Genomic DNA, 11,086 nt, shown 5'->3' on the forward strand with positions numbered 1-11,086 from the left:
CCCGGCCGGGGAGCCGTTACTGCGCCGTCCCTCCGCTGCCTCTCACCGCGTGTGCCAGGCGCGTTGCCGCCGCCGCTCGCGGAGTGTTGTCCGGGGGGCGGCGGCGGGGGTGGACCGTGTTGGCCAGGAGGACGAGGAAGGTGTCCGTCGCCGGGTCGAGGACGAGCGACGTGCCCGTGAAACCCGTGTGGCCGGCCGCGCCGCGCCGCGCCAGCTCCCCCATGAAGGACGGCTGGTCGACGGCGAAGCCGAGGCCGGGCGGGGTCAGCATCAGTTCCACGAAGTCGGGGCCGAGGATGCGGGCCGGGCCGTAGGAGCCGCCCGCGAGGAGGGCGCGGCAGAAGACGGCGAGGTCGCGGCCCGTGGAGAAGAGGCCCGCGTGGCCGGCCACTCCGCCGAGCGCCCACGCGTTCTCGTCGTGGACCACACCCCGCAGCATCCCCCGGTCCGCCTTCCCCCACGGCCGCCGCTGGTCCTCGGTGGCGGCGGCGCCGGGGCGGGGTCCGAAACCGGTGGCCGTCATGCCGAGGGGACGGGTGATGCCGTCGTGGATCAGGACGTCGAGCCCGCGCCCGGCGATGCGCTCCAGGACGTACTGGAGGAGCAGCGGGTTGAGGTCGGAGTAGCGGTACGCGGCGCCGGGCCGCGTCACCGGCGCCTCCGCCCGCAGCAGCTCGAGGCGTGCCGCGTCGGACGGGCAGTCGTACAGCGGGAGTTCGGGCCGCAGGCCGGAGGTGTGGGTGAGCAGCTGGCGCACGGTGATGCCGTGCTCCGCGACACCCCGGAAGTCGGGCAGGTACGCGGCGACCCGCGCGTCGATGCCCAGCGTGCCGCGCTCCAGCTGCTGGACGGCCGCGACCGCCGTGAACAGTTTGGTCAGCGACGCCAGGTCGAAGGGCGTGTCCACGGTCATCGGCACCCGCTCCCCGGGCACCTGCTCGATCCCCACGTCCTTCTTCTCGTCGTACGACGCGTAGCGCACCGCCCACCCGGCCGCCTCCTCGACGGCGATCACGGGGCCGCGCCCGGCGACCACGACGGTGCCCGCCGCCCAGGGGCGCTCCCCCGTCGTGAGGGTGCGCACCTCCCGTACGAGGTGCCGCAGTTCGCCGGAGTCGAGCCCGGCCCGCTCCGGTGTGTCGACGCGCAGTCTCGGTGCGCTCAGTTCCCCGCCGCCTTTCCCAGTGCTGTCCGGCCGTCCCTGGGCTCGCGGTCTCCGGCGAGCGCCGGGGATCCCTGTTCCCAGGGACGGCACAGTGCCACGAAGCAGGCGATCGCCACCAGTGCCGCGGCGAGTTGGACGACGGCCATCGGTACGGCGGTGTGCTCGCCGGCGACGCCGACGAGGGGCGAGGCGATCGCGCCGACGAGGAAGGAGGTGGTGCCCAGGAGTGCCGACGCCGAGCCGGCGGCGTGCCGGGTGCGCATCAGGGCGAGGGCCTGGGTGTTGGGGAGGGTGATGCCCATGGCGCTCATCAGGACGAAGAGCGCGGTCGCGACGGGCACCAGGCCGACCTCGCCGACCGCGCCGGCGGACATGAGGAGCAGGGCGGTCGCGGAGAGGGTGACGACGGCGAGACCGGTGGCGAGCGTCTTGTCGAGACTGACCCGGCCGACCAGGAGCTTGCCGTTGATCTGGCCCGCGGCCACCAGACCCACCGAGTTCACGCCGAACAGCAGACTGAAGGTCTGCGGGGAGGCGCCGTAGATCTCCTGGATCACGAAGGGCGAGGCGGCTATGTACGCGAAGAGCGCGGCGAAGGCGAAGCCGCCCGCGAGCATGTAACCGGCGAAGACGCGGTCGGCGAGCAGTCCGCGCATGGAGCGCAGCGCCTCGCCGACGCCGCCGCTGTGCCGTTCCCCGGGGGCGAGGGTCTCGGGCAGCCGGAACCAGACCAGGGCCGTCAGCGCGATGCCGACGGCGGTGAGGACGACGAAGACGCCCCGCCAGTCGGTGACGCGCAGGATCTGCCCGCCGATGAGCGGGGCGACGACCGGGGCGACCCCCGAGACGAGCATCAGGGTGGAGAAGAACCGGGCCATGGCCACGCCGTCGTACAGGTCGCGGACGACGGCCCGCGCGATGACGATCCCGGCGGCGCCCGAGAGACCCTGGGCGAGCCGGAAGACGACGAGGAGTTCGACGGTCGGCGCGACGGCGCACAGCGCGGTGGCCAGGATGTAGACGAGGAGGCCGGCCAGCAGGGGCCTGCGGCGGCCCAGTTTGTCGCTCAGCGGCCCGACGGCCAGCTGCCCGAAGGCCATGCCCGCGAGGCACGCGGTGAGCGTGAGCTGCACGGTCGCGGCGGGCGCGTCGAGCGACCTGGTGACCTCCGGCAGCGACGGGAGGTACATGTCCATGGCCAGCGGGGGCGTGGCGGTGAGGCCGCCGAGGACGAGGATGACGAGGAGCCCGGTCCTGCGCGGTGCCGCCGGGCCGGGCAGCGCCCGGGATGCCGCGTCCGCTGCCTGCTCGGTGACCGCCGCCCCCGTCACGTGCCCCTGGGTCTCGTCCTCGCCCCTCGCCGTGCGGCCGGACTCCGGCATGTGCCCCTCCCTCTCCGTTCGGTCCGCCACCTATGCTCTCAGCTCGTACGGAGTGTTCGGGGTCACAGGGCGAGGGGCCGGGAATGACGGGCGAGAGCGTGCGGTGGGGAATTCTGGCGACCGGAGGGATCGCCGCGGCGTTCGCGGCGGATCTGGTGGATCTGCCGGACGCGGAGGTCGTGGCGGTGGCGTCGCGCAGCCAGGAGTCGGCGAAGGCGTTCGCGGAGCGGTTCGCGATACCCCGGGCGTACGGCGACTGGGCGTCGCTCGCCGCGGACGAGGACGTCGACGTGGTGTACGTGGCCACTCCGCACTCGGCGCACCGGGTGGCCGCGGGCCTGTGCCTGGAGGCCGGGCGGAACGTGCTGTGCGAGAAGGCGTTCACGCTGAACGCACGGGAGGCCGAGGAGCTGGTGGCGCTCGCCCGGGAGCGGGGCAGCTTCCTGATGGAGGCCATGTGGATGTACTGCAATCCGCTGATCCGGCGGCTCAAGGCGCTGGTGGACGACGGCGCGATCGGTGACGTGCGCACGTTGCAGGCCGACTTCGGGCTGGCCGGGCCCTTCCCGCCGTCGCACCGGCTGCGGGACCCCGCGCAGGGCGGCGGTGCGCTCCTCGACCTCGGCGTCTATCCGGTGTCGTTCGCGCAGCTGCTGCTCGGGGAGCCCTCGGACGTGACCGCGCGGGCCGTGCTCTCCGACGAGGGCGTCGATCTCCAGACGGGTGCGCTGCTGTCCTTCGAGAGCGGGGCCCTCGCCTCGGTGCACTGTTCCATCAGCGGCGGCACTCCGGTGTCCGCGTCGGTGACCGGCTCCGCGGGCCGTATCGACATCCCGGACGGGTTCTTCTTCCCGGAGCACTTCGTCCTGCACCGCGACGGCCGCGACCCGGAGAAGTTCCTGGCCGACCCGGCGAGCGGCCCCCGCAGCAGCCTCAGGCACGAGGCCGCCGAGGTGATGCGGGCCCTGCGCGCCGGTGAGACCGAGTCGCCGCTGGTCCCGCTGGACGGCACCCTCGCGGTGATGCGGACGCTCGACGCGATACGGGACCGCATCGGCGTCCGCTACCCCGGGGAGGCCGGCTAAGGGCTGTCCGCCGGCCCGGGCGCCGGGCCGGCGCACGGCTCGCCGCCGGCTCAGACGGGCTCGAGGCCCTGGTCGCCCACCTCCGTCACGAAGGACGCGGCCGTGGTGATCGGCGCCCCCGGCGTCGTCACCGCCGACACCGTCTTGAAGTCGGCCCGCGCCTCCTGGCGCCCCAGCTCGACGGTCACGTAGCCGCGCCGTCCGTTGTAGAACTTCAGGTGCGGGTTGGCCTTCGTGTACGTGGCCCAGTTGGCGGGCCGCTCGGCGCCGTCCTTGCCGCTGGCGACGGACGTCGCGACGATCTCCGTGCCGAGCGTCGCCGACGCCGGGTCGTCGAAGTCGTCCTTGATGTCGAAGGCGTACCCGACGTGGACGTCGCCGGTGAGCACCATCAGGTTCTCGATCCCGGCGGACTTCGCCCCGGCGAGGACCCGTTGGCGCGAGGCGCGGTAGCCGTCCCAGGCGTCCATCGACACCTTGGCGACCGGGTTCAGGTCCAGCTTCCGCTGAGAGAAGGTGACCTGCTGCGGGACCACGTTCCACAGCGCCCGCGACTCGTGCCACCCGTCGAGCAGCCAGCGCTCCTGCGTCGCCCCCGTGATGGTGCGCGCCGGGTCGTCCGACTCGGGGCCGGGGACGTGCGAGCCGTCGCCGTACGCCTGGTTGGAGCGGTACTGGCGGGTGTCGAGGATGTCGAACTGGGCGAGCCTGCCCCACTGGAGCCGCCGGTACAGCTGGGCGTCGGGCCCGTCCGGCAACTGTCGACGGCGCAGCGGCTGGTTCTCCCAGTAGGCGCGGTAGGCGGCGGCGCGGCGCAGCAGGAAATCCTCCGGCGGGTTGCCGTTCTCGTCGATGTCGCCGGCGTAGTTGTTCTCGGTCTCGTGGTCGTCCCAGGTGACGACGAAGGGGTGGGCGGCGTGGGCGGCCCGCAGGTCGGGGTCGGACTTGTAGAGGGCGTACCGCAGGCGGTAGTCCTCCAGGGTCACGGTCTCGTGGTTGAAGAGGTCGGGCAGGGTGCGGTCGGTGTACTTGCGGGCGCCGCCGGCGGAGTTGACGGCGTACTCGTAGAGGTAGTCCCCGAGGTGGAAGACGACGTCGACGTCGTCCTCGGCGAGGTGTCCGTACGCGGTGAAGTAGCCGTCGTGGTACGCCTGGCAGGAGACCGCGGCGAGGGTGAGCGCGGAGGTGCGGCTGCGGGTGGCGGGTGCGGTGCGGGTGCGGCCCGTCTCGCTGACCCAACTGCCGGTGCGGAAGCGGTAGTAGAAGATCCGGTCGGCGTCGAGGTGACCGACCTCCACGTGCACGGTGTGGTGGAACTCGGGGTGCGCGACGGCGGTGCCGCGTCTGACGACGCGGCTGAAGCGCTCGTCGTGGGCCAGTTCCCAGTGCACGGTGACGCGTTTGCGGGGCAGTCCGCCGTCGGCCTGGTACGGCGCCGGCGCGAGCCGGGTCCACAGCAGGACGGAGTCGGGGAGCGGGTCGCCCGAGGCCACGCCGAGCGTGAAGGGGTCGTCGGTGATCCTCGCGGCGTCGAGTTCGGCGGCGCTCGCCACGCCGGCGGCGGGCAGGTCGACGGCGAAGGCGAGCGCGGCGGCGGCGCCCGTGACGGTGAGGAAGCGGCGGCGTCCGATGTGGCGGGCGGCGGCGCGCAGTTCGGCGCCGTGCCGCGAGGTGTGCGATGGCTGATGGGCTGCGGGTGTCATCTGGCCCTCCCCTGACGGTGGTGGTACGAGGCATTGGAGTGGCCAGGGTCGACGCTGGACTGTCGCGTACACAACAGCCAGATGGCGGATGGATGAGTTCCGGACGGTGGACCCTCCCGTACGCTGCGGGGCCATGAATGCCATGCAAACGAAGACCGCGGTGGTGACCGGGGCGGGCTCCGGCATCGGTCGCGCGGTCGCCGTGGAACTGCTGCGCGCGGGCTGGTCGGTGGCGCTGGCGGGCCGCAGGACCGAGACCCTGGAGGAGACGGCCGCCCTGGTTCCCGGGGGCCCCTCCCTGGCCGTACGCACGGACGTCTCGGACCCCGACGACGTGGCCGCCCTCTTCAAGGCCGCCCGCGACCGCTTCGGACGTCTGGACCTGCTGTTCAACAACGCGGGCACGTTCGGTCCCGGGGGCGTCCCGGTCGAGGAACTGCCGTACGACGCCTGGCGGCACGTGGTGGACACCAACCTCAACGGCGCGTTCCTGTGCGCGCAGGCGGCGTACCGGCAGATGAAGGAGCAGGATCCGCAGGGCGGTCGGATCATCAACAACGGCTCGATCTCCGCGCACACGCCCCGTCCGCAGTCGGTCGCGTACACGGCGACCAAGCACGCGCTGACCGGGCTGACCAAGGCGCTCTCCCTGGACGGGCGCCCGTACCGGATCGCGGTGGGCCAGATCGACATCGGCAACGCGGCCACCGAGATGACCGAGCGGATGCGGACGGGAACGTTGCAGGCGAACGGCGAACTGGCCGTCGAGCCCGTGATGGACGTGGCGGACGTGGCCCGCACCGTGCGGCACATGGCCGAACTGCCGCTGGAGGCGAACGTGCAGTTCGCGACGGTGCTGGCGACGGCGATGCCGTACGTGGGCCGGGGCTGAGGCCGGGCGGGGAGATCGAGGCGTTTGACGGCGAACCCGGCCGTTCAGGCTTCCTCGTCAGCGAACCTGGTCGCTCTTCGGCCCGGTGCCTCTGATCCTGGCCGGAGTTCCCTCCGGGGTGAACGAGTGGTGGAAGGTGAAGGCGTGCGGCGCGGAGCCGTGGCCGTGGAGGTGCTCCAGCCTGGAAACCCCGTCCTGCCAGGTGGGCACCACGCCTTCGGAAACCCACCAGAACACGTAGTTCGGGTGTCCTGCCCTCTCGAACCAGTCGTCGCGCCTGGCCAGCGCCTCACGGTGCGGACCGCTGTAGATGGCGTCGAAGGCGGGGCGCAGACCGGTCCAGAGCGAGAGGGTCGCGGCCAGAGCGGTGGTTTCCACCGTACGGCCCTTGCCGTACCAGGCCGGTACGGCGAATTCTCCCCATGCACCCCAGTCCGCGTCGAAGAGCGCGCCCCGCTCACCGTCTGCCGCTTCGGCATGAGCGAGGTACCCGGGGTGCTGACTGATCTGCCGGTAGACGGCCTCACCGATGTCGTAGAACTCGCACGTGAGAGGTGCGGGATCGGCGAGAGGTGACTTCAGGACACCGAATGTGTACAGCGCGAGATGGGGCATGCGTCTCTCCCTGGTTGGGGGTGCCTGGTGTGGACCTTGACCCGGTTCGGTGGCTCACGCAGGGGGGCGAGGGTTCGTGGGGCGTGACCAACTCGTCCCGACGCGGGTGGCTCAGGGTGAAGGAACTCCTGGGCGGCCGTGGGCGATCGCCGAGGACCAGGTGAAGGTAGCTGCCTCCGCGGGCCCTGTCGAAGTTGCGTTTTCCCTGTCCAAATGGCCTCCTGCACCGGTCATTTCGGGGTCCGGGGCGGTGACGGGCAGGACATGCACCGTGCGCCGCCGGCGTGGCCGGTTCGCCCAGGCGGGCCTGCCCGGGGCCCGCAGGCGGGCACAAGACCCGGGCGGGCCCAGGGGCGGGCGCAACCCGTGCAGGGCCCGGGAGGACCGCCCCGCCGTTCACCCCCGGTGGGTCTCCTCCGTCGCGGCCCCGCCGTCGCCGCCCCGCCTGCTCCTGCGGCGGCGCAACGCGAACGCACCGCCCGCCGCCAGCGCGAGCGCTCCGGCCACCCCGGCGGCCGGTCCCCAGGACGAGGCGCCCGCACCGGAGGAGGCGGGAGCACCGGCGGCACCCCCGGCGGGCTTCCTGGTCGCCGTCGCCTTCGCCCCGCCCTCGCTGATGGGATCGACCAGGACACCCACCGGCTGGGCGCTCCCCGCGTGCGCGAAGCCCCAGTCGAGCAGGGCGGCCGTCTCCTCGTAGACGCCGTTCCCCGCGCGCTCGGGGTGCATCACGGTGGCCAGGAGCGTACGGCCGTCGCGGGTGGCCGCCCCGGTGAAGGTGTTGCCCGCGTGGCTGGTGTAGCCGTTCTTCACCCCTATCAGGCCCTGGTACGTCTCCATGCCCCAGGCCCCCGTCAGCAGACGGTCGGTGTTCTGGATCTGGAAGGTCTTCTTGCCGCCGGCCGGGAAGTCCGCGGTCCGCGTCGCGCAGTAGTCACGGAAGTCCGCGTCGTGCAGGCCGTGCCGGGCGAAGAGCGTCAGGTCGTACGCGGAGGAGAGCTGCCCCTTGTGGTCGAAGCCGTCGGGGCTCACCACGTGCGTGTCCAGGGCCTGCAGGTCCGCGGCCTTGACCTGCATCTGGCCGACGGTCTCGTCGACCCCGCCGTTCAGGTGACTGAGCACGTGCACCGCGTCGTTGCCCGAACGCAGGAAGACGCCGAGCCACAACTGCTCGACGGTGTACGTGATTCCGGGCCGGATACCGACCAGGCTGGAGCCGGCCGGGATCCCGGCGAGGTCCGCGTCGGTCACCGTGTGCCGCTCGGTCCGCCCGAACTTGTGCAGCAGCGTGTCCGCGAACAGCATCTTCAGGGTGGACGCGGGCGCCAGGCGCCGGTGCGCGTCGTACGAGGCGAGCACCTCCCCGCTCCCGTGGTCGGCGATCAGCCAGGCCCGGGCGGTGAGCCGGGGCAGGCCCGAGGCACCGCGCACCTGGACGCCGCCGCGCCCCAGCCGCTCACCGCCGATCGTGGTGGCGGCAAAGACGGGGCCGGCGACGGCGGACGGAACGGCGGCGGCGGCGAGGCCCAGAGCGGCACGGCGGGTGAGCCGAGAGGAATCACGCATCCCGGGACCGTACAAAGCGGCCCCGCGGCGCCGTGCGGCGGGGTCACAAAGGGAGGGCATGCCGCTGCCAAAGGGACGGCAAAGGCACCGGGACGGGCCCCCGGACAGGCCTCCGGGAACTGTGGCGGAAAGGCTCACCGCCCCGAGTCAACAGGGGTTTCCTGGCCGTACACCCTCCTCCGCATAGGAATCAGCTGTCTTACCGGATTCTGATTCCGGACGCCGCATTCTCAGCCCGCGCACACCCTTTACTCAGCCCGGCTCAAAGCTTTCTCCATAGCTTGTGGCCGCGCCCACAGCGGGCGCCAAGAACCTTTGGGGAACGGGATGTTTGGCATCTATCTCAAGCGTGAGCTGAGCCGACGCAAGAAGGCGGCCCTGGTGATCGCCATGGGTCTGGCGCTCGGTATCGCGCTGGTCATCACCGTCAACTCGGTGTCGGCCGGCATGCAGCAGGCGCAGGACAAGGTCCTGAAGTCGCTGTACGGGCTCGGCACCGACATGACGGTCACCAAGGCCGTGGCGGCGCCCTCCGCGAACGCGACGGGCAGACCGAAGTTCGACTTCGACGCCAAGTCGGACAGCGACACGACGCAGAGTTCGGACCGGGTGATGACCCAGGGCGGCCAGTCCCTGAAGTCCTCGCTCGTCGACGAGGTGGCCGCGCAGCAGGGCGTGGCGAGCGCGGTCGGCGCGCTGAGCCTGAACGTCACCAAGGTCGACGGCTCCTTCACCCAGGGCAAGGCGAAGTCCTCGACGACCCAGCAGCAGGGCGGCCCCGGCGCCGCCCAGGGCCGCGGGAGCGGCCAGCCGCAGGTGCAGGGCGGCGGCGCCTCCTTCGACGTCAACTCGTACTCGGTCGCGGGGATCGACGTCACCGAGCAGGACCTCGGCCCGCTCGCCACGTCGAAGATCACCAAGGGGAGGACCTTCACGGCGTCGCAGTCCGCCGCGAAGGTCGCCGTGGTCAGCAAGTCGTACGCGAAGGAGAACTCGTACACGGTCGGCGAGAAGCTCAAGATCTCGGGCACCGCGTACGAGATCATCGGCATCGCGACGCCGGACAGCAGTGAGACGACCACCGACGTCTACCTGCCGCTGAAGCAGGCGCAGACGCTCGCCGACGCGAAGAACAAGGTCACCACGATCTACGTCAAGGCGACCGACTCGAAGCAGATCGACACGGTCAAGGCGGCCATCCAGAAGAACATCTCGGGCACGACGGTCACCACCTCCGCCGACCTCGCCGACACCGTCTCCGGCTCCCTGTCGACGGCCTCGAACCTGGCGGCCAGCGTCGGCAAGTGGCTGTCCGTCGCGGTCCTGATCGCCGCCTTCCTGGTGGCCGCGCTGCTCACCTCGTCGGCGGTCAGCCGCCGGGTGCGCGAGTTCGGCACGCTGAAGGCGCTCGGCTGGCCCTCCCGCAAGGTCACCCGGCAGGTCGTCGGCGAGTCGATCGTGAACGGCCTGCTCGGCGGCGCGCTCGGCATCGCCCTCGGTCTCGGCGCGGCGTACACGGTGACCGCGATCAGCCCGAAGCTGACCGCGGAACTCGCCTCCGGTGGCGGCGCGCGCGGCGGGCCGGGCGGCGGCGGGCCGGGCCGGCAGGCGGCCTCGAAGACCGTGGAGATCGCGCTGTCCGCGCCGGTCTCGGTGACCACCATCGCGCTCGCGGCAGGCCTCGCCATCGCGGGCGGTCTGATCGCCGGTGCCATGGGGGGCTGGCGTGCCTCCCGCATGCGGCCCGCGGACGCCCTGCGCAGCGTCTCCTGACCCCCTCCCCCCGACCGGGAGACGACCGTGCCCCGGGCGACCCTCATTCCCCTCGGAGAACCTCATGTACAAGCTCACCGGCGTCACCAAGCGCTATACGCGCGGCAAGGAGACGGTGGAGGCGCTGCGCGGTGTCGACCTCGTCATCGAGGACGGCGACCAGCTCGTCATCCAGGGCCCCACGGGCGGCGGCAAGTCCACGCTGCTCCAGATGATCGGCGGCCTGGACCGCCCCACCTCCGGCAGCGTCGAACTGGACGGCGTGGACCTCGCCTCCGTCAGCGAGGCCAAGCTGACCCGGCTGCGCGCCGAGAAGGTCGGGATCATCTTCCAGGCGTTCAACCTCATCCCGACGCTGACCGCGCAGGAGAACGTCGAGACGGCTCTCGTACCGCTCGGCGTGAAGCCCGCGGAGCGGCGTGCGCGGGCCGCCGAGGCGCTGGCCTCGGTCGGGCTCGGCGACCGGCTGGCGCATGCGCCGGCGGAGCTGTCCGGCGGCCAGCAGCAGCGGGTCGCCATCGCCCGCGCCCTGGTCAAGCGGCCCAAGGTGCTGCTCGCCGACGAGCCGACCGGCAACCTCGACGAGGGCACCCGCGACGACATCATGGCCCTGCTCGAAGGACTGTGGCACGAGTACGGGCTGACGTTCGTCATGGTCACCCACGACTCGTCGATCGCCCGCCGGGCACCGCGGCTCGCCACGATCAGGGCGGGCCGGATCACGCTGACCGAGCAGGACGTGCCGCGCCGGGAGTCACCCGAGGCGTACGCGGGGCAGGGCCGCGGCGGGGTCACCCCGCAGGCGTACGCGGGCTAGGGCCTGTCGTTTGGATCAGGCTGGCTGTGACCGACGGTTCGTCCTGACCGACCCGAGCGGGGTCTGGCGCGTGCAGCTGCAAGGCGGA

The 11,086-nt window shown here is 72.2% G+C and carries 9 protein-coding genes; 4 read left to right on the forward strand and 5 right to left on the reverse strand.

Annotation, left to right across the window (positions count from 1 at the left end):
* Positions 1–16: 16 nt before the first annotated feature.
* On the reverse strand, positions 17–1,234 hold the full coding sequence (locus AC069T_RS30375) for a serine hydrolase domain-containing protein (protein ID WP_478785802.1): 1,218 nt from the start codon (positions 1,232–1,234) through the stop codon (positions 17–19).
* The gene (locus AC069T_RS30380) at positions 1,162–2,547 is read right to left on the reverse strand and encodes a multidrug effflux MFS transporter (protein ID WP_478785794.1); all 1,386 of its coding nucleotides are present in this window, start codon (positions 2,545–2,547) and stop codon (positions 1,162–1,164) included. Before AC069T_RS30380 ends, AC069T_RS30375 begins: the two co-directional genes overlap by 73 nt.
* 83 nt (positions 2,548–2,630) lie before the next feature.
* Between AC069T_RS30380 and AC069T_RS30385 the strand changes: the two genes are divergently transcribed.
* Entirely contained in the window at positions 2,631–3,632 is a 1,002-nt protein-coding gene (locus tag AC069T_RS30385; RefSeq protein WP_476751818.1) for a Gfo/Idh/MocA family protein, read from the forward strand.
* A gap of 50 nt (positions 3,633–3,682) precedes the next feature.
* Here the strand turns inward: AC069T_RS30385 and AC069T_RS30390 are convergent, their stop codons facing one another.
* Positions 3,683–5,335 carry an alkaline phosphatase D family protein gene (locus AC069T_RS30390; protein ID WP_478785795.1) on the reverse strand — a complete coding sequence of 551 codons (1,653 nt, stop codon included), beginning with the start codon at positions 5,333–5,335 and terminating at the stop codon, positions 3,683–3,685.
* 133 nt (positions 5,336–5,468) lie between these two features.
* Here AC069T_RS30390 and AC069T_RS30395 point away from each other — a divergent pair, with 133 nt between their 5' ends.
* Positions 5,469–6,227, forward strand: a complete 759-nt coding sequence (locus AC069T_RS30395) for an SDR family oxidoreductase (RefSeq protein WP_478785796.1) — start codon at positions 5,469–5,471, stop codon at positions 6,225–6,227.
* Between the two features lie 57 nt (positions 6,228–6,284).
* Here the strand turns inward: AC069T_RS30395 and AC069T_RS30400 are convergent, their stop codons facing one another.
* Complete coding sequence (locus AC069T_RS30400; RefSeq protein WP_478785797.1) at positions 6,285–6,842, reverse strand: DUF3291 domain-containing protein; 558 nt, start codon at positions 6,840–6,842, stop codon at positions 6,285–6,287.
* A 396-nt stretch (positions 6,843–7,238) separates the two neighbouring features.
* A complete protein-coding gene (locus AC069T_RS30405) occupies positions 7,239–8,408 on the reverse strand; it encodes a D-alanyl-D-alanine carboxypeptidase family protein (protein WP_478785798.1) in 1,170 nt (389 codons plus the stop codon).
* Positions 8,409–8,735: 327 nt separating this feature from the next.
* Here AC069T_RS30405 and AC069T_RS30410 point away from each other — a divergent pair, with 327 nt between their 5' ends.
* Together AC069T_RS30410 and AC069T_RS30415 are read left to right on the forward strand one after the other, a co-directional pair.
* Entirely contained in the window at positions 8,736–10,181 is a 1,446-nt protein-coding gene (locus tag AC069T_RS30410) for an ABC transporter permease (RefSeq protein ID WP_478785799.1), read from the forward strand.
* A gap of 64 nt (positions 10,182–10,245) precedes the next feature.
* Entirely contained in the window at positions 10,246–10,998 is a 753-nt protein-coding gene (locus tag AC069T_RS30415; protein WP_478785800.1) for an ABC transporter ATP-binding protein, read from the forward strand.
* Positions 10,999–11,086: the final 88 nt, after the last annotated feature.

The sequence above is a fragment of the Streptomyces sp. NPDC043867 genome, assembly GCF_056435845.1.

Coding starts and splice junctions, on each gene's coding strand:
- AC069T_RS30380 (WP_478785794.1), bottom strand. CDS start 2,547: ATGCCGGAGTCCGGCCGCACGGCGAGGGGCGAGGACGAGACCCAGGGG.
- AC069T_RS30385 (WP_476751818.1), top strand. CDS start 2,631: ATGACGGGCGAGAGCGTGCGGTGGGGAATTCTGGCGACCGGAGGGATC.
- AC069T_RS30390 (WP_478785795.1), bottom strand. CDS start 5,335: ATGACACCCGCAGCCCATCAGCCATCGCACACCTCGCGGCACGGCGCC.
- AC069T_RS30395 (WP_478785796.1), top strand. CDS start 5,469: ATGAATGCCATGCAAACGAAGACCGCGGTGGTGACCGGGGCGGGCTCC.
- AC069T_RS30400 (WP_478785797.1), bottom strand. CDS start 6,842: ATGCCCCATCTCGCGCTGTACACATTCGGTGTCCTGAAGTCACCTCTC.
- AC069T_RS30405 (WP_478785798.1), bottom strand. CDS start 8,408: ATGCGTGATTCCTCTCGGCTCACCCGCCGTGCCGCTCTGGGCCTCGCC.
- AC069T_RS30410 (WP_478785799.1), top strand. CDS start 8,736: ATGTTTGGCATCTATCTCAAGCGTGAGCTGAGCCGACGCAAGAAGGCG.
- AC069T_RS30415 (WP_478785800.1), top strand. CDS start 10,246: ATGTACAAGCTCACCGGCGTCACCAAGCGCTATACGCGCGGCAAGGAG.